The following is a 23,649-nucleotide window of genomic DNA, read 5'->3' as shown; positions in this document are numbered from 1 at the left end:
AAGCCGGACCCATGCTGACCAGCTCCTCCCCCGGCTACCTGAGCGGCTTCGGCGCGCATCACGCCACCGAAGCGGTGCCCGGCGCCCTGCCCAAGGGCCGCAATTCTCCCCAGCGCCCGGCTTTCGGCCTCTACACCGAACAATTGTCGGGCACGGCCTTCACCATGCCGCGGCACGAGAACCGCCGCTCGTGGCTGTATCGCCTGCGACCGAGCGCGGACCATCGCCCGTTCACGCCCTACGAAGGCGCGCCGGGTCTCGAATGCCGCGCCTCGGGCCCGCTCGCCCCCAATCGCCTGCGCTGGGATCCACTGCCCGAGCCCGCTGTCGGCACCGACTTCATCGACGGGCTGACCACCGCGGTCTTCAACCGCGCGCCGGCCGACCTCGAAGGCGTGGCGGTGCACCTCTACGCCGCCAATGTCGAGCGGCTCGACCGGGTGTTCGTGTCCGCCGATGGCGAACTGCTGATCCTGCCGCAGGAAGGCCGCCTCGACCTGCTGACCGAACTTGGCCGGATCGAGATCGCGCCCGGCCAGGTCGCGCTGATCCCGCGCGGCGTACGGTTCAAGATCGCGCTGCCCGACGGCGCGGCCCGCGGCTACCTGGCCGAGAATTACGGCGCGCCGTTCCGCCTGCCCGACCTCGGTCCGATCGGCGCCAACGGCCTCGCCAACCCGCGCGACTTCGAGACCCCGGCCGCCTGGTTCGAGGACCGGGACGAGCCGACCGAGCTGGTCCAGAAATATGGCGGCAAGCTGTGGACCACCACGCTCGATCACAGCCCGCTCGACGTGGTCGCCTGGCACGGCAATCTGGCGCCGAGCCGCTACGACCTGTCGCATTTCAACGCGATCGGGACGGTCAGCTTCGACCATCCCGATCCGTCGATCTTCACCGTGCTGACCTCGCCGTCGCATATGGTCGGTCGGGCCAACGTCGACTTCGTCATCTTCCCGCCGCGCTGGATGGTGGCCGAGGACACCTTCCGCCCGCCGTGGTTCCACCGCAACGTGATGAGCGAATGCATGGGGCTGCTGACCGGCGCCTATGACGCCAAGGCCGAGGGCTTCCAGCCCGGCGGCCTGTCGCTGCACAACATGATGAGCGGGCACGGCCCCGATGTCGAAACCTGGCGCCGAGCGAGCGAGGCCGAATTGAAACCGCACAAGATCGACGGCACCATGGCGTTCATGATCGAAAGCTGCTGGCCGTTCGAGGTGCCTGCCGGGATGCTCGACCGCTCGCAGCCCGACTATGATGCCGCCTGGGCCGACTTCCCCAAGGCGCGCCTGCCATGAGGATCGACGACACCCACGATCCCGCCCGGCTGAGCTGGGTCGAGAGCGCCAACGGCCATTCGGATTTCCCGATCCAGAACCTGCCCCTGTGCATCTTCTCCAGCGAGGGGCGCGAACGGGTAACGGGCGTCGCGATCGGCGATTTCCTGATCGACCTGCCGGCAATCGCCGAGGCGCTTGGCGACGCCTGGGTCGAGGAACTGGCACAGCCCGTCCTCAACGCTTTCCTGGCGCTGGGGACCGGCCCGCGGGTCGCACTTCGCCAGCGGCTATCGCACTTGCTGTCGGACGAGGCCTTTCGCGATGCGGTCGATCCCGCGCTGATCGGCCAGTCGGAAGCGACCATGCACCTGCCGACCATCATTGGCGACTACACCGACTTCTACGTCGGCATTCACCACGCGACCAATGTCGGTCGCCAGTTCCGCCCCGACAATCCGCTGCTGCCCAACTACAAATATGTGCCCATCGGCTACCACGGCCGGGCGTCCAGTGTGCGTGTGTCGGGCCAGCCGGTGGTGCGACCGAGCGGACAGCGCAAGCCGCCCGAGGCCGATGCACCGGTGTTCGGCCCGTCGCGCCGGCTCGACTACGAGCTCGAACTGGGCGTCTGGATCGGGCCTGGCAATGCGCTGGGCGAGGCGATTCCGATCGACCAGGCCGAGGATGCGATCGCGGGCTACTGCCTGCTCAACGACTGGTCGGCGCGCGACCTCCAGGCGTGGGAATATCAGCCGCTCGGGCCGTTCCTGGCCAAGAACTTCCTGACCAGCGTGTCGCCCTTCCTGGTCACGCCCGAAGCGATGGCGCCGTTCATGGTCGATGCCTTCGTCCGGCCGGATGGCGATCCAGAACCCCTGCCTTATCTGAACGGCGGTTCGGCCAGGCCGGGGCTCGGCCTTACCGTCAGCGCGGCTCTCACTACCCAGAAGATGCGCGAGGGCGGCATGGCTCCCCGTCGCCTGAGCGAAGGCCGGGCGAGCGACGCGATGTACTGGACCGTGGAGCAGATCATTGCCCACCACAGCTGCAACGGCTGCAATCTCCAGCCTGGCGACCTGATCGGAACAGGCACGCTGTCGACCGCTTCGTCCGACGGGCTTGGTTCGCTGCTGGAGATCAGCAAGGGCGGCAGGGAGCCGCTTACGCTCCCGACGGGCGAGACACGCAGTTTCCTCGAAGACGGCGACGAATTGGTGATCACCGCGCGGGCCGAGGCCGAGGGCTTCGTGTCGATCGGGCTTGGCGAGTGCCGCGGACTGGTGGTGGGCTGATGGACGTGATCCGCAACGAGGACGAGCAGAGGTTCGAGATCCACCTCGACGACGGCGCGATCGGCTTCGCCGACTACCGGCTCGGACAGGGCAAGGTCACCTTCCCGCACACCGTCGTCCCGCCGCACCACGAAGGCCAGGGCATCGGCTCGGCGATCGCCAAGGCGTCGCTCGACTGGGCCCGGGCCGAGGGATTGCAGGTCATCCCCGCCTGCAGCTTCTACGCCAATTACCTGAAGCGGCATCCGGAGTATCACGACCTCCTCGATGCCGACACGCGCAAGCGCCTCGGGGGCTAGCGCGGGAGGCATCACTGTTGCGCCGTCGCCACTTGTCAGTGCGCGGCCTCGGCGGGCATAGCTGTTCTCCTGGGGCCGTTGTTCGGCCGGGGAGGAAACACACATGATTCAGCGTCTTGGCACTCGCGCCCTGCTCGGGGCCACTGCCGCACTCGCACTCGGGTTCGCGGCGCCTGCCGATGCCCAGCGCATCACCCGGATCGTCGCGTTCGGCGACAGCTATGCCGACACGGGCAACCTGTTCCGGCTGACCGGCCTCAATCCCGCGACCTTCCAGGGTGGCATCTACCCAACCGGGCGCTTCTCGGGCGGAACGAACTACATCGATACCCTGTCGCTGCTGCTTGGCGCGCCGGTCGAGAATTTCGCCATCGGCGGTGCGAGCGCCGTGCGCGGCGCCCCGGCGACCACTTTCGACCTGCAGTTCGAGGTCGATAATTTCCTCAACGTCGGAACGCAGGCGAGTGCCTTTCCCAATGGCGCCCCGACCTTCGGCCGCAACGACCTGCTGACCGTGTCGATCGGCGGCAACGACGCCCGCTACTTCCAGCAGGGCCTCTACGGCGCCTTCACCGTCAACGACGCGATCGCCGCGAGCCGGACTCAGCTCGACCGGCTGGTCGCGGCCGGCGCGCCGACCATCAGCTTCCTTGCCGGCAACACCGCATTGCTGCCCGAGGTCGCGACCAACCCGGCGGCGCAGGCGGTCCGCAACACCTTCTCGACCACCTACAACAATGCGCTGCAGCAGACGCTTGCCGGCTATGCCTCGCGCGGCGTCGTGGTCCACTATCTCGACCTGAGCTCGGTGCTCGGATCGATCCAGGCCAATGGCGCGGCCTACGGCCTGCCCAACGGCGTCGTCTGCGCGCCGACCCAGGCCAATGTGCTGAGCGGGTGCGACGGCTATCTGTTCTACGTCGACGCGCTGCATCTCAGCTCCGACGGCTTCGCAGTCGTCGGGCAATATGTGCAGCGTCAGCTCCAGGCGCCGCTCAACATCGGCGCGACCAGCGACCTCGCACTCGACAATGCGCTGCAGTTCGGCCGCACCCTCAACAGCCGGATGGACCTCGGCAGCCCGCGCGATGGCGAGGTGCTGGAAGGCGCCCGCGTGTTCGTGGTGGGCGACAGCTTCAGCCGCGACGTTCGCGCCAGCAACCTCAACGACGCCTTCGACGTCGATTCGGTCGGTGCCACTGCCGGTGTCGAGTTCGGCTTCGGTGGTAATGGCCTGGTCGGCGTCGCCGGCGGCATCACCCGCGGCAAGGCGCGGCTCGCAAACGAGAGCGCCCGCATCAAGGGCAATGGCTGGCAGGGCGGTGTCTATGCCGCTTATGCCCTCGGCCCGGTCTTCGTTCAGGGCCACGCCGGCTATGGCCGCACCGACTATGAGATCAGCCGCGCGGCGGTGATCGACAGCCTGTCGGCAAGCCCCGAGGGCAGCCATGTCGTCGCGGGTGCCAAGGCCGGCTTCCTGGCCGGGCTCGGACCGCTTCGGGTCGGCCCGGTGGTCGCGCTCGATTACGCCAAGGCCAAGGTCGACGGCTACACCGAGGCCGGCGACGCCGCGCTTCGCCTGAACGTCGGTGCGCAGCGTTATTCGGCGCTTGTCGGCGGCGCGGGCCTCGAGCTTCGCGGCGACTTCAGCGCCGGCGGCAGCAGCCTTCGTCCGTTTGCTTCGGCGATGCTCGAGAAGGACTTCAAGGGCGACGGGCGCACCATCAGCTTCGCGCAGACGGCAAGCCCCACCATCGTCAATCGCTTCGACCTCGGTGAGCGAGACAAGAGCATCTATACCCGCTTCACCGCGGGCGCCTCGGCCCAGCTCACCAGCAACATCCAGCTCGACGTCAACGGCAGCACGACCGCGGGCAAGGACATGGGTAATGAAGTGAGCGTCCAGGGCGGCGTCCGCGTCGGCTTCTGACCCCTGACATCCTGGTACGGCGGGAGCAGCCTTGCGCTCCGCTCCCGCCGCGCCATGATGGCCCGATGAAGCTTTTCCTCCTCGCCGCCGCCGTGCTGGCTATCGCCCCCGTGCCGGCGGCCGCGCAGGAAAAGGTCGAGGCGGAAGCGCGGGCCTATGTTCCTCAGCTCGTCACGACCCGCCACAGCGGCAGCTTCGGCGGCCAGCGGGTCAATTATTCCGCGGCGATCGGCGAGACCGTCCTCAAGAACAAGGACGGGGTGCCAGACGCAGCGATCGTCACCACCGCCTACATCAAGGAACCGCGCGATCCCTCGCGGCCGGTGACCTTCCTGTTCAACGGCGGGCCGGGTTCGGGCTCGGTCTGGCTGCAGATGGGCGCGTTCGGGCCCAAGCGGGTCGCGATTCCCTCCGACGCCCGCGACGACGGCGCTCCGCCCTATCCGTTGGTCGACAACCCGGACAGCCTGCTCGACGTCACCGACCTCGTCTTCATCGACCCGCCCGGAACCGGCTTCTCGGTTATCCTGCCCGGCGGTGATCCCAAGGATTATTACGGCGTCCAGCAAGACGCGCGCGCGGTCGCCGAGGTGATTCGCCGCTGGCTGGGCGACAACAATCGCTGGGGCAGTCCCAAATATCTCGGCGGAGAAAGCTACGGCACCAGCCGCACCGCGGCCGTCGTCAACCAGCTCGAGGGTGCCACCTTCAACGACGTCGGGCTTAATGGGCTGATCCTGATCTCGACCGTGCTCGACTTCGCGGCCGGATCGGACGCCGCCGGCAACGAGCTTGGCTACATTACCAACCTGCCGTCGATGGCGGTCACCGCGCTGTTCCACGGCAAGACCAGCGCCGGGAGCCCGGCCGTCCTGGCCGAAACCGCGCGCCAATATGCGATCGGCCCCTACGCCAGCTTCCTCCTCAAGGGGCAGAAAGCGAGCGCCAAAGAACGTACCGCCGTGCGCGCCCGGCTGGCCCAGCTGACAGGCCTCAGCGAAGCCTTTCTTGAGCGTGCCGACCTGCGGGTGACGCCCGACCGTTTCTACAAGGAATTGCTGCGCGATCGCGGTCTGACCGTAGGCCGGCTCGACAGCCGCTACACCGGGCGCGATTACGACAGCGCCGGCGAAGCGCCCGACAATGACCCGAGCTTCTACGGTATCGACGCTGGCTATACCGCGGCGGTCAACCAATGGCAGCGCGGCGCGCTCGGCTTCCGTACCGACCGCGAATATCAGTCAATCAGCAACATCGGGCGCGACTGGGACTGGCGGATCGGCGGGCGCGACGACAACGCCTACCTCAACCTCACTCCGTGGATCGGCAAGGCGATGCGTGAGAATAGCGGGCTGCGCACCTTTGTCGCGCAAGGCTGGTATGATTTCGCGACGCCCTTCTTCGCCGCCGAATATGCGCTGAGCCGCACCGGCGTGCCGCAGGACCGCGTGCAATTCCATTATTACGACGCGGGGCACATGATGTACGTCCGCGACGAGGACCGGGTGAAACTCAGCCGCGACGTTCGCGCGTTCATTCGGGCTCGCTGACAGGGTGGGGTTGAGCCTTCTGCTCGCGGGGGTGCTGTTTCAGGTCGTCCAACCGGCCCCGCCGCCGCCAGTGGTCGGCCTGTGCCGGTTCGAGATCGCGACGCTGAGCTTCGCCGGAAGCCCGTCGGAGCAGGCGCGCTGCCTGATGACCCCCGTCGGCAAGCGCGGCGCGCTCGGCCCCGCACACAAGCGCCTGCCGAAGGGCCTGGCGCCGCTCCTGGAAGGTCGGAGGGCCCTGCCGGACAAGTCGCGGGTGGCAGGGCTCCTCGCCGCCGAGAATATCGACATCGGCGGCCTCGACGAGCCGGTGTCGCGGGCGCGCGATGGCGACCCCGCCGCGCCGCTCGCGCGCTATTTCGTGATCCACGATACCAGCACGCCTTACTATGCCGACGAGCCGTTCCCGGCCGACATCGATGGCGACGCGAAGGTCAACAGCTTCGCTTACTACTTCCCCGCCAATGCGGATCCGGAGAAGTTTCCGGTGGCGCACCTGTTTCTCAATCGCATCGGGCAGGTGCTGGTCGGGCAGCCGCTATCCCGGCCGTGGCGCGCGACCAAGCTGGAGACGCGGGTGATCGGGCTTCCGGCCAAGGGCCTGTTCCTGCATGTCGAAACGGTGATGCCGCGGCGGCGCGACCCGGCGATCGAAGGCTGGAACGATGCGATCGCGCCCAAACCCGGTTTCAGCCGCACCCAATATGATCGCCTGGCGCTGCTCTATATCGCGCTCAGCGTCCGGGCCGGCGCGTGGCTGATCCCGGCTCAGCATGCGACCATCGACCACGGCCTGCCCCAGGCCCATGACGACCCGCAGAATTTTCGGCTGAAAGACTTCGACAAGGCCCTGCGGCGCCGGCTGCGCTCGCTAGGGTGAAGAGAAGTTGGTCGGGGAGAGAGGATTCGAACCTCCGGCCCCTGCCTCCCGAAGACAGTGCTCTACCAGGCTGAGCTACTCCCCGACCGGAACCCGCGGGTAAGCGGGAACCAAGGCGGGGCGGTCTTTAGGCGGCGGGTGACATGGAAGCAAGCGCTCAATGGCCGCTGGCCTTGAGGAGGTCGGGCACGCGCACCAACTTTTCGCGCGGGGCGCCGGCGCGGGCGGCGGCGACCTCGGCGGCCTCGATCTTCTGCCAGTCCGCGAACAGCACTGGGTCGCAGCCGCGGCTGGCGAGGAGGCGGTCGAGACCAAGGGGTCCGTCTCGGCCCGTCGCGGTCGCGCCCGGCGGGAAAGCGGCATCGATCGCCTCGGCCACTGCGAAGCCGTCGGGGCGGTTGGTGCCGATGGTGCCGGTCGGTCCGCGCCGGGCCCAGCCGACGGCGAACATGCGGTCTCCGACCAGTCCCTCGCGGTTGGGATAGCGCCCCAGCGCCTCGTCATAGGGGACGCCGGGGATCGGCGGGGAGGCGTAGCCGATGCAGCTGATCACGAGGCCGGCAGGCAGGGCATAGGTCTGACCGGTGCCGCGAGCCTGGCCGTCGGGGCCCAGCGCGGTGCGCTCGACGATCACCCGCTCGGCCTTGCCCTCACCCTCGATGGCGATCGGCTTGGCGAAGAAGTCGAAGATGATGGTGCGCGGTTTGCTGCCGTCGGGCGGAGTGGCGGCATAGCCGCGCAGCAGCTCGACGCTCTTGCGCTGACCGGGATCGAGCGCGGCGTCGGTGCCGGCGGGCGGGAAGTCGTCGGGATCGACCAGCGGCGCCGCGGCTTCGAGGTGGCCGAGCTCGCCCAATTCCTTGGGCGTCATGGCGATCTGATGGGGTCCGCGGCGACCGAGGATGGTGATCGAGCGGATCGCGCTCGATCCCAGCGCCTCGAAGGCGTGCGCGACAATGTCGGAGCCGACGAACTCGGCCGGGGTCTTGGCGAGGATGCGGGCGCAATCGAGCGCGACATTGCCGTTGCCGACGATCACCGCATGGCCCTGGTCGAGCGGCAGGGCGAGGTCAGCAAAGTCCGGATGACCGTTGTACCAGCCGACGAACGCGGCCGAGCCGACCACGCCGGGCAGGTCGTCGCCCGGAATACCGAGCCGGCGGTCTAGCGGAGCGCCGGTCGCCAGCACCACCGCGTCGTAATAATGGAGCAATTCCTCCGAGGAGACGTCGGCGCCAAGATGGACGTTGCCGAGGAAGCGCACGCCAGGGGTCAGCGCGACTTTTTCGTAGCGGCGGGCGACGGCCTTGATCGACTGGTGGTCGGGGGCGACGCCGAACCGGATCAATCCGTAAGGGACCGGGAGGCGGTCGATAATGTCGACCGTCACGTCGCCCGACTTGAGCAGGGCTTCGGCGGTGTAGAAACCGGCGGGACCGGAGCCGACAATGGCGATGTGGCGCATGGGCCTTCCCCTTCCAGCCGGGAGACTGTCACTGTTGGGAAGGCGAGGCAATGCGCCCGCCCCGCGGGTCCTATTTGGAGCGGTCTTCCAGCAGCAGTTCGCTACCCTTGCTGCGCAGCGCCGCTTCGATCGGCTTGGCCATCATGCCGAGCAGGCCGGGCAGGGCGACATGGACGCGCAGCACGGCCTCCTCGACGTCGATGCGTGCGGTGACCGCCTGGCCCATCGCAGCGATATCGAGGTCGAGCCGGTCGCCCTGCCACTGGTGGGTGACGCTGCCGCCGCCCGGGAAGAAGCTGGTCAGCTTGTGGATATTGTCCGCAATCCGCCGCCGGGCCTCGGTCTTTCCAAGCTTGTGAGGGAGGTCGACGTGGATCGGCTGAGTGCTCATGCACGGCGAAGTGAGTGGCGTTCAGTGTCTTTTCAAGAAGAGCCGCGTTATCCTGTGCTCATGCGGCACCTGCTGTCAGTCTTGTTCGCCTCGGTCCTCGCGGCCCCAGCGCCTGCGCAGGCGGCGACCGCCGTGGCGGGCGCTGCCCAGCCGATGCTGTTTCCGGCGCCGTTCAATCCGACCGCCGATTATGTCGAGCCCGGCCAGGACGAACCCGGCTACCGGCGGTGGATCGCCAGCAATCCGTGGCGGTCGGGACAGGTCCGGCTGTTCCACGATTATCTGACGAGCAGCGGCGTTTCCTATGTCGCGCCGACCTGGCAGCTGTTGCGCACCGCCAGCGATTGGCGCCGCTGCGGGGCCGAGCCGTTCGAAGTCCCGCCGCAGGACGAATGGTCGAACATCGTCAACACGCTTCGCTATGTCCGCGATTATGTGGTCCCCTCGGTCGGACCGGTCGAGCCGGTCAGCGTGTTCCGCAACGCCACCCTCAACCGCTGCGCCGGCGGAGCGCCCGAGAGCGTGCACCGTTCGATGAGCGCGATCGACTTCGTGCCGCTGCAGCCGATCGGCCGCGATACGATGATCGGACGGCTGTGCAGCGCGCATCAGCGCCAGGGCCCGCGCTTCAATGCCGGGCTGGGCTTCTACACCAAGATGCGCTTCCACGTGGACAGCTGGAAGTATCGCACCTGGGGCCGCGACGACCATGGCCACCTTGCCTGCCCGAAGGTCGAGGTGAAGGCGCCGGTGCTGGCCTCCGCCCCGATCGGCGGACTGGGCCCGGCAGAGACCGCATCGACCACCGCCACGGTGAGCGCGGCCCCGGCGCTGAAGCCGCGGGAGACGGTGTCGACACTGCCCGTCAAGGATCCGCTGGCGCCGCTCTGATCGCGTTTGCCGCGTTCGGCCGGACGATCGAATCTCTCAATATTGCGCATGAAAAAAGGGCGACGCTTTCGCGCCGCCCTTCCCCAGTAGCTGATGATTGTCCTCAGCCGCGAACCGGTGCGACCTCCGGCGGCGGCGGCGGCGTCGGAGCGGCCGGGCAGGTGTCGGTCGCCAGGATCACCGACCCGTCGGCGCAGGTCTGCGTCGCCGGCGGCGGCGCGACCGGCGGCGGCGGCGGGGCCGCGACGACCTCCTCCACGATCGGCGCCGGCTTCGGACGGAAGCTGAAGTTCAGCCCGACCCGGAAGAAGCGGCCCACCGCACCGGCCTGAGTGTAGGTCGGGTTGTAGTTGAACGCGGCATAGTTGGCCGGGTTGATCGGCGCTTTCTTGTCGAACAGGTTCAGCACGTTGCCGTACAGGGTCACGCTGTCCGTGATCTTGAAGCTGCCGACCAGGTCCACCCAGGTGAAGCTCTTGGTCCGGCAGGCGAAGTCGGCATTGTACAGGTTGGTGCTGCAATCCGATCCCGTCCCGGCGCCATTCTGGTCCTCGGCCGTCTGACGATAGCCGCTGACATAGTTGATGGTGCCGGTCAGCGTGGCGGGACCGAACTCAACGCTGTTCGACCAGTTGCCGCGCCAGCGCGGCGTGCCGGCGCCCGACGAGATGATGTACGGCCCTTGCGTGCTGACATAGCGCTGGAGGTCGCAAGCATCGCTGCTGTCATCGGAGCAGGCGCGGAAATTGAACTTGTTGATCCGCGTCGCTTCGATGTTGCTGGAGAAGCGGAGGTTCGGCCCCAGGCGGAAATCAGCCTGCGCCGCGAAGTCGAAGCCCGAGGTCTCCAGCGACGAGGCATTCTCATAGGGTCCGACGATGATCGCGACCGAGCGGATCCCGTTCGGGAACAGGGGATCGATCGGGTTGAGAATGACGTCGTAACCCGCCGGCAACGTGCCGCCTTCGTAATAAGCGTCGAGCGCGTCGCTGGAGAGCGGGCCGCCGGTGATGATGTTCCGCTTCTTGATGCGATAGTAATCGACCGTGAAGCTGAACTGGCGGATCGGCTGGACGATGATACCGGCCGTCAGGCTGTTCGACTTTTCAGGGTCGAGGTCCGGGTTCGCATTGTTGCGGAAGCCGAGCGCCTGGCCGCTGCGGGTGTAGGGGCTGCCGCCGACGCACGAGCCGTCGTCATAGGTTCCGCCATGCTGCTCGCACAGCGACTGATAGCCGCCGGGCGTGTAGGTGGTGAAGCCGGTGATCTGGCCCGAGGTTTCCGCGAACGATGGAGCACGGAAGCCCTTCGACCAGGTCCCACGCAGGGCGACCTGGCGGATCGGGGTGAACTTCACGCCGACCTTTGGCGAGAAGGCACTGAACCCGGTCGAGTAATGGTCGTAGCGACCCGACGCCTGCACTTCGAGCTGTCGCAGAATCGGCGCCGACACTTCGAAGAAGGCGGCCGACACGTCGCGGTCGCCCTTGGCATTGGCCTGGTTGAAACCGATGAAGTCACCGGTCGGGTTGCCGTTCGGATTATCGAGCGATTCATGGCGGAAGGCGCCGCCGACACCGACCTGCAGGTTGCCGCCCGGAAGCGAGAACAGGTCCTTGGTGACGACACCCTGGACGCCGTAAAGTGCGGAGGTGGCGGTGTAGCTGTTCTCGAGGATGACCGAGTTGCGCACCGCGGCGCTGTTGGCGGCGGGGTTGATCAGATTGTACTGGCCGCGCGCGATCGCCGCGGTGAAGCCGGCCAGGCTGACGACGTTGCTGGTCAGGCGAAGACGGCTCTGCGTGCCGACCGCGTCGACGCGATAGTCGAACCCGCTGCCGAAGCCGCCGGCGACCCCGAAGGCCCCGCGCAGCACTTCGTTGCGGAAGCCACCGTCCAGATTGAAGCCGTCGCGGGCGCCGAAGCGGTAGTAGAGCTGCGCGGCGTTATCGAGCGGATTGCCGGTGGTCGAAGCATAGGGGTTGTAGGGATTGAGCTGGCGGTCGGTCGCGGTGTCGCAATTGACCCCGGCCGCGCAGACATAGTTTGGAAGCACGAAGGTGCTGGTCTGGATCGGGCTGGTGGTGCGCAAATTCTGCGGGAAGCCGCCGGCGACGAGGTTATTCCGGTACCAGCTCATCGACAGATAGGCTTCGGTATTGTCGCCGAGGCGAACAGCGCCATGCGTCACGATGCCATAGCGCTCGGTCTTGGGTTGGATCTCGCCATAGTTGGCGACCTGGTTTTCCGCGCAGCTGCGGCTTCCGGTGTCGGGGTCGAGCGTGATCGTCCCGCCGATTTCGGTGCACTGCGCAGGGTTGAGCAGGGTGAAGACGCCGCCGCCGGCGTCCGCCGACAGCGGAATGGCCGTGAGCAGGTCGTTGTTGGTGAGCTGCGTCGCCCGGCGCACCGATGCCACCGTCGGCGTGCCGCCCGAATCAAGCAGATCGGCGTTCAGGTTGAGGCCGCCCGGCAGGCTGCTCAGATCGTTAGTATTGAAGGGGAAGCCGCGGTCGCGGGCGTAGATCTTCTTGTTGAGCTCATATTCCGCGCCAACGTAAAAGTTGAGGCCGCGCCCTTCGTAATCGCCCCACCCGGCAAGCACCGAGCCGCGATACTGGTCGCCGCCGCCATGCTCCGACGTGCCGCCTTCCACCGTGGCGTCGAGGCCGTTGAAGGTCTTGCGCTGGATCACGTTGACGACGCCGCCGATGGCGTCCGCTCCGTAGGTCGACGAAGCGCCGTCCTTGAGCACTTCGACCCGCTCGATCGACACGCGGGGCATGGTGTTCAGATCAACGAACAGGCGCTGGCCGTCGTCCGACAAAGGATAGTTGGTGACGCGCTGGCCATCGAACAGGGTCAGCGTGCTGTTGACGCCGAGACCACGCAGCGAGGGAGCCGAGGCGCCGGCGCCGAAGCCAGCAGCAAAGGCGTTGGGGATCGAGCCGCTGCTGTCGGCCGACACCGCGCGAACCGCGTCCGACACGTTGGTGATGCCGCGGCGTGCGAGCGATTTCGACGACAGAACCGTGACCGGCGAAGGGGTCTCGGTGTTGGTGCGGCGGAAGATCGTGCCGGTGACGACGATTTCCTCGTCGGTGCTGTCGGCATTGGCGTCGCTGATCGGAGTGGCCGGCGCCTCGGCCCCGGCCTGCGGCGCGCCGCCGGTCGACTGATCCTGGTTCTGGGGCTGCCCGCTACTTGGCTGCCCACCGGCATCTTGGGCGGCGGCAGGAGCGGCGGCGAGCAGTCCGGCACTCATCAAAGTGAGAACCTGCCAGGCTGCCGTTGAGCATAGGTTGGATCGGCGCATTGTTCCTCCTTGGCAGCCGGAAATGCTGCTCGGCTGCGCAGGGAGGTGGTTAGGAAAGGCGATCTGGCGCCGTATACAATGTGTCGACGAACGTTCGTCGACACCATCCGCCGTGTGAACCTAGTGCCACACCGCATTGGCGGGTACCGCCCGATCTCTCTCGGGATACTCGGAACCAGAGAATTTGTTCCGAAAAAATATGCATCTGCGCTCTATAATATGCCTGCTTATTACAGAGCTACGAGAGGCTGGTTTAGCTCCTGAATCACTATCGTTCGTATTGACGAGCCAATGTGTCCAAGTTGCTGGATGGGATCGCACTCCCGCCCGACACCCTTGTGTTGCTCATGGGCAACACTATCTTCCCTGGAGAAGAGAGGGGAAGCTGAACTCATGGATTTCGAGAAGTTCACCGATCGCTCGCGTGGGTTCGTTCAGGCAGCGCAAACCATCGCGGTGCGCGAGAACCACCAGCGGATCGCGCCGGCGCATGTGCTCAAGGCGCTGCTGGACGACGAACAGGGCATGGCCGCTGGGTTGATCCAGGCCGCTGGGGGCGATCCGCTGGCAGCACGGCGCGAAGTTGATGCACTCGTCGCCAAGATCCCTTCGGTGACCGGTTCGGGCGCCACGTCCGCCCCGGCGCTGGACGGAGACACCATTCGTCTGCTCGACCAGGCCGAGCAGGTCGCGCAAAAGGCCGGCGACAGTTACGTCACGGTGGAGCGGATGCTGCTGGCGTTCGCGCTGGCCAAGGGCACCGGGGTGGGCGACGCCCTGGCCCGCGCCGGCGTGCAGCCGCAGGCGTTGAATGCCGCGATCGAGCAACTGCGCAAGGGCCGCACCGCCGACACCCAGGGGGCGGAAGACCGCTATGATGCGCTGAAGAAATTCGCCCGCGACCTCACCGCTGCGGCGCGCGAGGGCAAGCTCGACCCGGTCATCGGCCGCGACGAAGAGATCCGCCGAACGATCCAGGTGCTCGCCCGCCGGACCAAGAACAACCCGGTGCTGATCGGCGAGCCGGGCGTGGGCAAGACCGCGATCGCCGAAGGGCTCGCGATCCGCATCGCCAATGGCGACGTGCCCGACGGCCTCAAGGACCGCCAACTGCTCAGCCTCGACATGGGCTCGCTGATCGCCGGCGCGAAATATCGCGGCGAGTTCGAGGAGCGGCTGAAGGGCGTGCTCGATGAGGTGCGCCAGGCCGCGGGCGACATCATCCTGTTCATCGACGAGATGCACACGCTGGTCGGCGCGGGCAAAAGCGAGGGGTCGATGGACGCCTCCAACCTGCTGAAGCCGGCGCTGGCACGGGGCGAGTTGCACTGCATCGGCGCCACCACGCTGGACGAATATCGCAAGCATGTGGAGAAGGACCCGGCGCTGCAGCGGCGGTTCCAGCCGGTATTTGTTGGTGAGCCGACCGTCGAGGACACCATCTCGATCCTGCGGGGGCTAAAGGACAAGTACGCCCTCCACCACGGGATCAACATCACCGACGCGGCGCTGGTCGCGGCGGCGACGCTTAGCAACCGCTACATCTCCGACCGTTTCCTGCCCGACAAGGCGATCGACCTGATGGACGAGGCCGCCTCTCGCCTGCGGATGGAAGTCGAAAGCAAGCCAGAAGAGATCGAGAACCTCGACCGGCGCATCATCCAGCTCAAGATCGAGCGGGAGGCGCTGAAGAAGGAGACCGACAAGGGGTCGCGCGACCGGCTGGCCATCCTCGAGCGTGAACTGGCCAATCTCGAGCAGCAGTCGGCGGAGCTGACCACCCGCTGGCAGGGCGACAAGGAGAAAATCGCCGCCGAGGGTAAGCTGAAGGAGCAATTGGACGGGCTTCGCCTTGAGTTGGAGCAGGCCCAGCGCGGGGGCGACCTCGCTCGCGCGGGAGAGTTGCAGTATGGCCTGATCCCCGAGCTTGAGCGCAAGCTGGCGGAGGCCAACGACAGCCAGGCCAATGCCATGCTGCGCGAGGAAGTGTCCGCCGAGGATATCGCCTCGGTGGTGTCACGCTGGACCGGCATCCCGATGGAGCGGATGATGGAGGGCGAGCGCGAGAAATTGCTCGCGATGGAAAGCATTATCGGCAAGCGGGTGATCGGCCAGGCCGAGGCGGTGAAGGCGGTGTCGACCGCCGTGCGCCGCGCCCGGGCCGGGCTTCAGGACCCGAACCGCCCGCTCGGCTCCTTCCTGTTCCTCGGGCCGACCGGCGTCGGCAAAACCGAACTGACCAAGGCGCTGGCCGAATTCCTGTTCGACGATCCCGCCGCGATGGTGCGCATCGACATGAGCGAGTTCATGGAGAAACACAGCGTCGCGCGGCTGGTCGGCGCGCCTCCGGGCTATGTCGGCTATGAGGAAGGCGGCACGCTGACCGAAGCGGTGCGGCGCCGGCCTTATCAGGTCGTGCTGTTCGACGAGGTCGAAAAGGCCCATGCCGACGTCTTCAACATCCTGTTGCAGGTGCTCGACGACGGCCGTCTGACCGATGGTCAGGGGCGGACGGTGGACTTCACCAATACGCTGATCATCCTGACTTCGAACCTCGGCAGCCAGTATCTGGCCAATCTCGGCGAGGACGAGCCGGCGGACAAGGTCGAGGCGCAGGTGATGGAGGTGGTGCGCGGGCATTTCCGGCCCGAGTTCCTCAACCGGCTGGACGACATCATCCTGTTCCACCGGCTGTCGGCCAGCCACATGGCGCCGATCGTCGACATCCAGGTCCGTCGCCTGGGCAAGCTGCTGGAGGAGCGCGGGATCGTGCTCGACCTCACCGATGCGGCAAAGGCGTGGCTGGGGCGGGTCGGCTACGATCCGGTCTACGGCGCGCGGCCGCTGAAGCGGGCGGTGCAGCGATATCTGCAGGACCCGCTGGCCGACGCGATCCTCGCCGGAAGGGTCAGCGACGGCCAGAAGGTGCGGGTGGACGAGGGCGATGGCGCGCTGGTGCTAACCCCGGCGGGCGAGGTGGCAGAAGCGGCCTAGCAGCCGGTCGGATTGCTTCCGCAGCCGACGACCAGTCCGCGATCCTGGATTTTGGTCGCGGACTCGCGGTTGGCGTCGTCGAGCCTGGCCCATTCGTCGACCGTGCGACATTCCTTGGTGAAGCGCGCGAGCGAGCCGGTGACCTGCTGCTTGCGGCACTTGATCCTGGCGCCGGGGTTTTCAGCGGTGGCTGGCACGACCGGGCTCGCCGGAGTAGCGGAAACCTGGCTTGCGCCCACCAACAAAGCCGTTGCGAGGACCATCATGGCAGTCTCCCTGATGCGCGGTCGATCATGCCCGCGGCGATGACCGAGGTTAGCGCAGCGCGTGGTGCGGCACAATTGCTGGCCAAGGGCGAGCCGGGAAACTAACCCTTCGCCCATGATCACGGGCAATCGTGCACAGGGGCTGATGCAGCAGGGAGCCGCTGCGTTGCAGCGGGGCGACCTGGTACACGCGGCGGATGCGTTCGCGGCAGCAGCCGAGACGGCGCCGGCGCTGGCCGATGCGTGGTTCAACCTCGCTTGGGTCCAGCGCGCGTTGCGCCGGTTTGAGGAGGCGCTGGGTTCTTACGGACGGGCGCTCGAAGCAGGCGTCGCCGGGCCCGAGGAAGCGCATGTGAACCGCGCGGCGATCCTTGCCGACCACCTGTTCCGGACGGACGAGGCGGTCGCCGACTATGAGCGCGCACTGACGTTGCAGCCCGGCTTCGCTCCGGCGCTGGCGGGATTGGCGCAATTGTTCGAGGACGAAGGCCGGACCGAGGAGGCGAAGGGCGCTTACCGCCGCCTGCTCGAGGCCGCGCCGGGCAATGGCAGGGCGCTCGCGCGGATCGCGATGATCGACCTGCAGGGGGGTGATCCCGGGCAAGTCGCCGCTGACCTTACGGCCGCCATGCGCCGCGGGGGTAGCACAGAAGACCAAGCCGAATTGCTGTTCGCGCTGGCGTCGGCGCAGGATGCGGGGGAACGCTACGGCGAAGCGTTCAGCACGCTGCTGCAGGCCAACCGCCTGTCCGAGCAGCTGAGCGGGCGGCGCTACGATCGCGCCGCCTTCGAGCAGTTGGTGAGCAGGCTGATCGCCGCCTTCCCCGAGGCCTGGCCCGAGACCGCGATCGACCAGGCCGCGCCGATCTTCCTGTGCGGACCGTTCCGCTCCGGCTCCACCCTCACCGAGCAGATCCTCGCCCGGCACCCCGACGTCCGCGCGGGCGGGGAGCTCGAGGCCGTCCCGGCGATCGCCGCCGGCCTGCAGCCCTACCCCGAAGCGATTTTGCAACTTCCCGCCGACCTCCTCGATCAGTTGCGCGCGGCCTATCGCGCCGAGGCTGCGCTGGTCCCGGGCGCGGGGCGGCGCACGACCGACAAGAGGTGCGACAATTTCCGGCACATCGGGCTGATTCAGACGCTGTTTCCAGCGGCGCCGATCGTCCACACCAGCCGCCACCCGCTCGACACATTGGTCTCGACCCTGTTCCTGCGCTTCGGCGACGGCGTATCCTACGGCCACCGGCTGGAGGATGCGGCGCACCAGGCGATCCAGCACCACCGGCTGATGCAGCACTGGCGGCGGATCATGCCGGGGCGGATCCACGACTTCAGCTACGACGCGCTGGTGCGAGAGCCCGAGGCGGCGCTGCGTCCGCTGGCCGGCTTCCTGCAGCTTTCGTGGGACGACCGGCTGCTCCGCCCGGCGCAGGCGGGCACGGTGCGGACAGCGAGCAACTGGCAGGTCCGCCAACCGCTGCATGCCCGCTCGTCGGGCCGGTGGCGGCATTATGCGGCACCTCTCGAGCCGGTGCGGCGAATGCTCGAGGCCGCGGGCGTCCCGCTGCCCGACTAAGCGCGCGGGGCGACCAGGCCCTTGTCGACCACCGCGAACAGCCGGGCCAGCTGATCCTGCTCGGCCGGGGTCAGGTGCGGATTCCAGACGTCGAAGATTAGCACGATCCGCACTTCGTCGCTGCGGTTCCAGGCTTCATGCTCGATCGTGTCGTCGAACGCGAAGGCTTCCCCCTCGCGCCACGCCCGCGTTTCCCCCCCGACCCGGAACGTGCAGCCGTCGGGCACCACCAGCGGCAGGTGGATGATCGCGCGGCTGTTGGTGACGCCGGTGTGCGGCGGGATGTGCGCGCCCGGCTGGAGGATCGAGAAAAAGGCCGAGGGCGCCTTGCCCGGCACATGGCTGCGCGGCACCTTTTCCAGCGCTGCCGCGGTCTGCGGGCAGAGCGCACACACCGGATCGTTGCGCACGCCATATTCCCACAGGAAGCAGGCGCCCCAGTTGAGATTGTCGTCGAGCGGCGTCCACTTGTTCTGCGGGGTGCCCTTGGGCTGACGGACGTAGGGCCGGATCGCCGCATTGCCGCCGGCGAGCAGCGCCAGCGCCTCCTCGCGGATCGCAGGGGTCTGCGCTTCCAGTTCGTCGAACCAGGGAAAGTGGCGGCGTTCGAAAAACTCGTCGGCGGGGAGGAAGGGGAAGTGCACGCCGTGGCACTCGTTCTGGTAGACGCGCCGCTTGCCCATCATCACGTCGACCGCGGCGCGGAAGCGGCGGCTGTCGGGGCCGTCCAGCGCATCGCCGAGCTCGCGCTCCAGCGCGCTCTGGAATTCGCGGTTGTGGTGGTCGAGGAAGCGGGTGCCGCGGGCCAGCGCATCCTCGGCCAGCGGCGGCCGCGGGTTCATCGCCGCTGCGAGCTGCACCACCCCCGCCCAGTGCGGCGCGGCCTTGGACAGCAGTCCCTGCCGCTCGAACAATTCGGCCAGGCGAAGGTTGGCGGTGAAGTGCCGCGCATCGAGCGCCAGCGCGGCTTGGAGCGCCTGCTGCTCGCCTGCGTCGTTCCCGGCCTGGCGCTGCGCCGCGGCGAGATTGACCTGCAGCAGCGGCTCGGCCGGGTCGAGCTCGGCCGCCCGCGCAAAGGCGGTCGCGGCATCGGCGAAGCGCTGCTCGGCCAGCGCCTGCATGCCGAGCTGATTATAGCGGCGGGGATCCTCGGGCTGCACCATCGCCCGAGCATAGGGGGCGCCCGCCGCCGCTTGCAAGGCGCTCGACGGGCCATCGCTTGCGGTCGTCCCGCGCCTTCCCGATAAGGCGGCCATGAGCAGTCTTGGGCCCGAGTGGCTGGCGCATCGCTACGATCCGACCCACGATGCGGTGCACTTCCGCAGCATCGATCGCGCGACCCGGGCCCGCGTGCCGTTCCTGATCGACGACGAACTGGGCGGCCCGGGCCAGCCACGGGTGGTGGCGAGGAGTGACACGGCGGGGCTGCAGTCGTTCGGCGGGCGGCTCAACTTCATCTTCCACTCGGCCTATTGCTGCTCGACCCTGCTCGCCAACGCCTATAACCGGCCGGGATCGTCGTTCAGCCTGAAGGAGCCGACGATCCTCAACGACCTCGTCGGCTGGCGCCTGCGCGGTGCCGAGCCGGCGCAATTGGCGGAGGTGCTGGGGCAAGCGCTGGCACTGCTGGCGCGGCCCTGGCGGGCGGGTGAGGTGGGCGTGATCAAGCCGTCCAATGTGGTCAACGGGCTGGCCCCGGCGATGCTGGGCGCGCGGCCCGACGCGCGGGCAGTGCTGCTTTACGCGCCGCTCGAGCATTTCATCGGCTCGATCGCCAACAAGGGTCTGTGGGGGCGGCGCTGGGTGCGAGACCTGCTGGCCAAGCAGCTGCGCGAGAATCTGATCCTCCCGGGGTTCACCGCCGAGGAGTATTTCCTGCTCACCGACCTGCAGGCGGCCGCCGCCGGGTGGCTGGCGCAGCATCGGCTCTACGATCAGATCGCGCAGCGGTTCGGGGATCGGGTGCGGACGCTGAACAGCGAGACCCTGCTGGCCGACCCCCGGCGCGCGCTCGAAGCGATCGACGGCTTGTTCGACGTGGCCGGAAGCGACGCCGAGCGCGAGGGGGTCATCGCCGCAGTGTTCAGCCGCAACGCCAAGTCGGGCGAGCAGTTCGATGCCGGCAGCCGCAAGACCAACCAGGCGAGCGCCGCGTCGGTGCACCGCGACGAGATCGCGTTGGTGCACGAGTGGGCGATGGCGGTCGCCAAGAGCGCCGACATCGCGGTGACGCCGGCAAACCCGCTGCTGGATTAGGCGCTAGTCGCAAGGTCGGTGCACGGCCCCCTGTCCTCGCTCACCGCCTCTGGCGGCAGGCAAAGAAAAAGGGGGCAGCCTCGCGGCCACCCCCCAATCCATTTCCCTATGCGGCGAAGGTTAGAACTTCACGCGCACCGAGGCCGAGTACGAACGACCCAGCGGATCGTAGGTCGACGGGAAGGTGTTGCCGCTGTTCGCCGAGGTCGTGCCGGTGCCCGGCGAACCGATGATCGGCGGCTGCTTGTCGAACAGGTTCTGGACGCCGATCGTGAACTGGAAGCGACGCTCGATGTCGAACTGCGCGTTCAGGTCGAAGTAGTTGTAGGCGTCGATCCGGTTGAAGTCGTAGCTGTTGCCAGCCAGCGCCGAGCGGGCCGGACCCTGGTTGGTGACGGTACCGACGAACAGGTAGCGGTTCGCGGCGGTGAAGCCACGAGCGACATAGTCGTCGGCCAGACCTTCGTAGGTCATCTTACCGATGTGGCGCCACAGCAGCGACAGCGTGGCGGCTCCGAAGCCCAGGCTGGTGCGCTGGGTGAAGGAGTACTTCGGCTGGAGCTGACCAAGGCTCGGACCGCAGTTCGGGCTGAAGAAGCCGACGCAGTCACGGTTCACGCCAGCCGGCTGCGACTGGAACTTGAGGTCCTTGGTGTAGTTACCGGCGAAGTTCAGGCCAAGACGGGCCGGACCGAGGTCGCGGTCGTAGTTGACCGTGAGATCAAAGCCGCTGGTTTCGAGGCGACCGGTGTTCTGCGTGGTGAGCAGCAGACCGCGAACGGTGCCGGTCGGGCCGCTGAGGCCGCCGGAAACCGGGTTACGACGGATGCTCAAGCAGGCCGGGTTGGTGGCCGACAGCGCATTGAAGCAGGCGCCGATCGCATCGCCCGGGGTCGGGCTGGTGATCGCATCGGTGATCTTGATGTTGTAATAATCAAGGCTCGCCGAGAAGCCCGGCAGGAAGTTGCGCGGGGTCACGACCGCACCGACGGTGAAGGTCTTGGCCTTCTCCGGCGACAGCAACGGGTTACCACCACCGGTGGCGTTCGGCTGACCGGCGACCGGGTTCGGGATGTTGCCGATCGAACCGAGCGGGGCACCCTGAGCCAAGCAGACGTCACGAAGCGTGGCGTTGGTGGTCGGAGCCGCACCGGCGCACGGATCGACCGACAGGCTGGTCAGACCAGTCACCACCGGCGCGAACAGTTCACCGATGTTCGGGGCGCGGACAGCGCGCTGATAGTTGCCGCGGAGGCGGAAACCTTCAACCGGCTGCCAGGTGCCACCGAACTTGTAGGTGGTGGTGTCGAACGAGGGGTCGCCCACGGCGTCGATCGAGTAATCCGAGTAACGGATACCGGCTTCGAGGGTCAGTTCGTCGAAGAACGGACGGTCCGAAGCGATCGGAGCAATCAGCTCGGCGAAAGCTTCCTTGACGTTGAAGCCGCCGGTGAACGGCAGGGTCGCACCACCGGCACCGCCGAGTTCCGACGGATCCTGCGAACGGGCGTCGGGGTTACGATCGTAGGTGTAGCGGCGATATTCGCCACCCAGCGCGAAGCTGACCGGGTTCGACGCCCACGGAGCCGAGAAGCCGATGTCGCCCGAGTAGAGCGCACGGGCCTGCTGCAGCTGCGTGGTGATCGCGATCGTGGCTTCACCCTGCAGGAAGGCGACCTGCGCGGGGGTGATGCTGCCGGTCACGCCGAACAGGTTCAGCGGGACGCAGTTGAAGGTGTTGGTGGTGCAGGTCGTGGTGTTGGTCGCGATCAGCGCCTGCTGCACGCGGCTGTTCAGCACGTAGCCCGAGTTGGTGTTGATCTGCTCCGACTTGCCGTAGCTGACGGACAGGTCGAGGTTGGTCGACGCGGTGACGTCGAGCAGGACGCCGGCGCGGGCATCATAGACGGTGTTCTTGTAGTTACCGATACGCGGCCCGAGTTCGACCAGGCGGCGGTACACGGCCGGGAGCGGAAGCCCGGTGGTGGCGGTGCTGCCGGTGCGGCCGGTGCAGGTCGCGCCCAGGGCGATGCCGTTGAACGTGCAGATCTGATCGCGCAGCGCCGGGGTCAGGTAGGGGTTGTCGGCGTTCACGACGAGCGGATTGCCGAAGATGCCCGACGGAGCGATGATCGAGCTGATCTCGTTCTGCGAGAAGATGCCGCGGGCATAGGCTTCAATGCCGTCGGCGACGTCGTAGGTGACGGCGCCGTACGCGCTCTTCCGCTCTAGCGGGGTCTGGAAGATGTTGTACGGGTTGAAGTTGAAGCCTTCGTAATAAGGCACGAACGCGGTCGCGCCCGGGTTCAGCTGCTGGTAGCTGGTGGCGCCGCCGAAGTTGATGTTGGTCGGCGTGGTGGTGGCCGACGAACCCGAAGCGCGGCCGGTGGTCGGGCTGATGCCGAACAGGGCGAACGGACGGGTCTGATAGACCGGCTCGACCTTGGTGTAGCCGAAGCTCAGCACCGCGTTGCCGCGGTCGTCGGCGAAGTTGCCGCCCATGGTCAGATCGACGCGGTGCGACTGGCCGTCACCTTGCTCGGTCACCTTGTAGGCTGCGCGGGCGTCGATGCCCGAGAAGCTGCGGTTGGTGATGAAGTTGACGACACCCGACACGGCGTCAGCGCCGTAGGTGGTCGAAGCGCCACCGGTCAGCACGTCGACGCGGCTGATCAGGGCGACCGGGATGACGTTCAGATCGACGACGCCGTTGGCGAGCGTCGGAACGATGCGGTTGCCATCGAGCAGCACGAGGTTGCGCTGCGTGCCGAGGCCGCGAAGGTCGACGCTGTTGGTGCCGTTGGAGCCGTTGTTGACCTGGCTGCCGATGCCGGGGCTGACGCCCGGAATGCGGCGGATCAGTTCTTCCGCGTTGTTCGGGGCACGGAGCGTGATTTCGCTCTCGTTGACCACGTTCACCGGCGACGAAGAAACCAGGTTGGGGTTGCGGATCAGGGTGCCGGTGACGACGATCTCGCTCTCGGTCGAGACGTTGGCTTGGTCTTCCTGGACCTGCGGGTCAGCCTGGGTGGTGACGGCCGGCTGATTGGCGTCCTCTCCGGCGACGGGCTGCTGGGCCTGCGCGAAGGCAGGGGTCGCCAGCATGCTGGTTCCCACGAGCAGGCTCGTGGTGAGCAGCTTATTCTTAAAGCGCATTTGTCTCTCCCCGTATGGACGGAGAAGGCAGGCAATCCGCCCCTCCCCCCCGATATCACGTCGCTGCCTACCTTCGCTGGTGCAGCAAGAGCAATCCGCCGGAGGCG

The 23,649-nt window shown here is 67.3% G+C and carries 16 protein-coding genes and 1 tRNA gene; 10 read left to right on the top strand and 7 right to left on the bottom strand.

The window, feature by feature from the left end:
* Positions 1-11 precede the first annotated feature (11 nt).
* The 6 genes from hmgA (at position 12) to M1K48_RS10985 (ending at position 7,231) form a co-directional block, all read left to right on the top strand.
* Positions 12-1,301, top strand: coding sequence for a homogentisate 1,2-dioxygenase (gene hmgA / locus M1K48_RS11010; RefSeq protein WP_249455188.1), 1,290 nt, complete (start codon positions 12-14; stop codon positions 1,299-1,301).
* The gene (gene fahA / locus M1K48_RS11005) at positions 1,298-2,575 is read left to right on the top strand and encodes a fumarylacetoacetase (protein WP_249455186.1); all 1,278 of its coding nucleotides are present in this window, start codon (positions 1,298-1,300) and stop codon (positions 2,573-2,575) included. Before hmgA ends, fahA begins: the two co-directional genes overlap by 4 nt.
* On the top strand, positions 2,575-2,874 hold the full coding sequence (locus M1K48_RS11000; protein ID WP_249455185.1) for a GNAT family N-acetyltransferase: 300 nt from the start codon (positions 2,575-2,577) through the stop codon (positions 2,872-2,874). The genes fahA and M1K48_RS11000 overlap by 1 nt, the downstream gene beginning before the upstream one ends.
* A 103-nt stretch (positions 2,875-2,977) precedes the next feature.
* Positions 2,978-4,804 carry an autotransporter outer membrane beta-barrel domain-containing protein gene (locus M1K48_RS10995; protein WP_249455184.1) on the top strand — a complete coding sequence of 609 codons (1,827 nt, stop codon included), beginning with the start codon at positions 2,978-2,980 and terminating at the stop codon, positions 4,802-4,804.
* A gap of 65 nt (positions 4,805-4,869) precedes the next feature.
* A complete protein-coding gene (locus M1K48_RS10990; protein ID WP_249455183.1) occupies positions 4,870-6,354 on the top strand; it encodes a S10 family peptidase in 1,485 nt (494 codons plus the stop codon).
* Positions 6,355-6,364: 10 nt separating this feature from the next.
* Positions 6,365-7,231, top strand: coding sequence for a hypothetical protein (locus M1K48_RS10985; RefSeq protein ID WP_249455182.1), 867 nt, complete (start codon positions 6,365-6,367; stop codon positions 7,229-7,231).
* Positions 7,232-7,239: 8 nt separating this feature from the next.
* Here the strand turns inward: M1K48_RS10985 and M1K48_RS10980 are convergent.
* From M1K48_RS10980 to M1K48_RS10970, 3 genes are all read right to left on the bottom strand, one after another.
* Positions 7,240-7,316, bottom strand: a tRNA-Pro gene (locus M1K48_RS10980).
* A gap of 72 nt (positions 7,317-7,388) precedes the next feature.
* Positions 7,389-8,696, bottom strand: coding sequence for an FAD-dependent oxidoreductase (locus M1K48_RS10975; protein ID WP_249455181.1), 1,308 nt, complete (start codon positions 8,694-8,696; stop codon positions 7,389-7,391).
* Positions 8,697-8,766: 70 nt separating this feature from the next.
* Positions 8,767-9,087 (bottom strand): polyhydroxyalkanoic acid system family protein, encoded by a 321-nt coding sequence (locus M1K48_RS10970; protein WP_249455179.1) that lies wholly within the window; start codon positions 9,085-9,087, stop codon positions 8,767-8,769.
* Positions 9,088-9,147: 60 nt separating this feature from the next.
* Between M1K48_RS10970 and M1K48_RS10965 the strand changes: the two genes are divergently transcribed.
* Complete coding sequence (locus tag M1K48_RS10965; RefSeq protein ID WP_249455177.1) at positions 9,148-9,978, top strand: D-Ala-D-Ala carboxypeptidase family metallohydrolase; 831 nt, start codon at positions 9,148-9,150, stop codon at positions 9,976-9,978.
* Positions 9,979-10,081: 103 nt separating this feature from the next.
* Here M1K48_RS10965 and M1K48_RS10960 read toward each other — a convergent pair whose 3' ends face one another.
* Entirely contained in the window at positions 10,082-13,243 is a 3,162-nt protein-coding gene (locus tag M1K48_RS10960; RefSeq protein WP_249455175.1) for a TonB-dependent receptor plug domain-containing protein, read from the bottom strand.
* 444 nt (positions 13,244-13,687) lie between these two features.
* Here M1K48_RS10960 and clpB point away from each other — a divergent pair, with 444 nt between their 5' ends.
* Positions 13,688-16,288: an ATP-dependent chaperone ClpB gene (clpB, locus tag M1K48_RS10955; protein ID WP_249455174.1), complete on the top strand. Its 2,601-nt coding sequence runs from the start codon at positions 13,688-13,690 to the stop codon at positions 16,286-16,288.
* Here clpB and M1K48_RS10950 read toward each other — a convergent pair.
* Positions 16,285-16,677, bottom strand: coding sequence for a hypothetical protein (locus M1K48_RS10950; protein WP_249455173.1), 393 nt, complete (start codon positions 16,675-16,677; stop codon positions 16,285-16,287). The two genes, clpB and M1K48_RS10950, sit on opposite strands and share 4 nt — an antisense overlap.
* Here M1K48_RS10950 and M1K48_RS10945 point away from each other — a divergent pair.
* Positions 16,670-18,130: a tetratricopeptide repeat-containing sulfotransferase family protein gene (locus M1K48_RS10945; protein ID WP_249455172.1), complete on the top strand. Its 1,461-nt coding sequence runs from the start codon at positions 16,670-16,672 to the stop codon at positions 18,128-18,130. The two genes, M1K48_RS10950 and M1K48_RS10945, sit on opposite strands and share 8 nt — an antisense overlap.
* Here the strand turns inward: M1K48_RS10945 and M1K48_RS10940 are convergent.
* The gene (locus tag M1K48_RS10940) at positions 18,127-19,386 is read right to left on the bottom strand and encodes an aspartyl/asparaginyl beta-hydroxylase domain-containing protein (RefSeq protein ID WP_249455171.1); all 1,260 of its coding nucleotides are present in this window, start codon (positions 19,384-19,386) and stop codon (positions 18,127-18,129) included. The two genes, M1K48_RS10945 and M1K48_RS10940, sit on opposite strands and share 4 nt — an antisense overlap.
* Between M1K48_RS10940 and M1K48_RS10935 the strand changes: the two genes are divergently transcribed.
* Positions 19,385-20,386, top strand: a complete 1,002-nt coding sequence (locus M1K48_RS10935; protein ID WP_249455170.1) for a hypothetical protein — start codon at positions 19,385-19,387, stop codon at positions 20,384-20,386. The genes M1K48_RS10940 and M1K48_RS10935 overlap by 2 nt on opposite strands.
* Before the next feature lie 120 nt (positions 20,387-20,506).
* Here M1K48_RS10935 and M1K48_RS10930 read toward each other — a convergent pair whose 3' ends face one another.
* Positions 20,507-23,542, bottom strand: a complete 3,036-nt coding sequence (locus M1K48_RS10930) for a TonB-dependent receptor domain-containing protein (protein ID WP_249455169.1) — start codon at positions 23,540-23,542, stop codon at positions 20,507-20,509.
* Between the last annotated feature and the right edge of the window lie 107 nt (positions 23,543-23,649).

The organism is Sphingomonas glaciei (assembly GCF_023380025.1).
GTDB lineage: Bacteria > Pseudomonadota > Alphaproteobacteria > Sphingomonadales > Sphingomonadaceae > Sphingomicrobium > Sphingomicrobium glaciei.
This window is presented reverse-complemented; position numbering and strand designations above follow the sequence as displayed.

Bases quoted from the DNA above. Each gene is read 5' to 3' on its own strand.
- hmgA (WP_249455188.1), top strand. From the start codon at position 12: ATGCTGACCAGCTCCTCCCCCGGCTACCTGAGCGGCTTCGGCGCGCAT.
- fahA (WP_249455186.1), top strand. From the start codon at position 1,298: ATGAGGATCGACGACACCCACGATCCCGCCCGGCTGAGCTGGGTCGAG.
- M1K48_RS11000 (WP_249455185.1), top strand. From the start codon at position 2,575: ATGGACGTGATCCGCAACGAGGACGAGCAGAGGTTCGAGATCCACCTC.
- M1K48_RS10995 (WP_249455184.1), top strand. From the start codon at position 2,978: ATGATTCAGCGTCTTGGCACTCGCGCCCTGCTCGGGGCCACTGCCGCA.
- M1K48_RS10990 (WP_249455183.1), top strand. From the start codon at position 4,870: ATGAAGCTTTTCCTCCTCGCCGCCGCCGTGCTGGCTATCGCCCCCGTG.
- M1K48_RS10975 (WP_249455181.1), bottom strand. From the start codon at position 8,696: ATGCGCCACATCGCCATTGTCGGCTCCGGTCCCGCCGGTTTCTACACC.
- M1K48_RS10970 (WP_249455179.1), bottom strand. From the start codon at position 9,087: ATGAGCACTCAGCCGATCCACGTCGACCTCCCTCACAAGCTTGGAAAG.
- M1K48_RS10965 (WP_249455177.1), top strand. From the start codon at position 9,148: ATGCGGCACCTGCTGTCAGTCTTGTTCGCCTCGGTCCTCGCGGCCCCA.
- M1K48_RS10960 (WP_249455175.1), bottom strand. From the start codon at position 13,243: ATGAGTGCCGGACTGCTCGCCGCCGCTCCTGCCGCCGCCCAAGATGCC.
- clpB (WP_249455174.1), top strand. From the start codon at position 13,688: ATGGATTTCGAGAAGTTCACCGATCGCTCGCGTGGGTTCGTTCAGGCA.
- M1K48_RS10945 (WP_249455172.1), top strand. From the start codon at position 16,670: ATGATCACGGGCAATCGTGCACAGGGGCTGATGCAGCAGGGAGCCGCT.
- M1K48_RS10935 (WP_249455170.1), top strand. From the start codon at position 19,385: ATGAGCAGTCTTGGGCCCGAGTGGCTGGCGCATCGCTACGATCCGACC.
- M1K48_RS10940 (WP_249455171.1), bottom strand. From the start codon at position 19,386: ATGGCCGCCTTATCGGGAAGGCGCGGGACGACCGCAAGCGATGGCCCG.
- M1K48_RS10930 (WP_249455169.1), bottom strand. From the start codon at position 23,542: ATGCGCTTTAAGAATAAGCTGCTCACCACGAGCCTGCTCGTGGGAACC.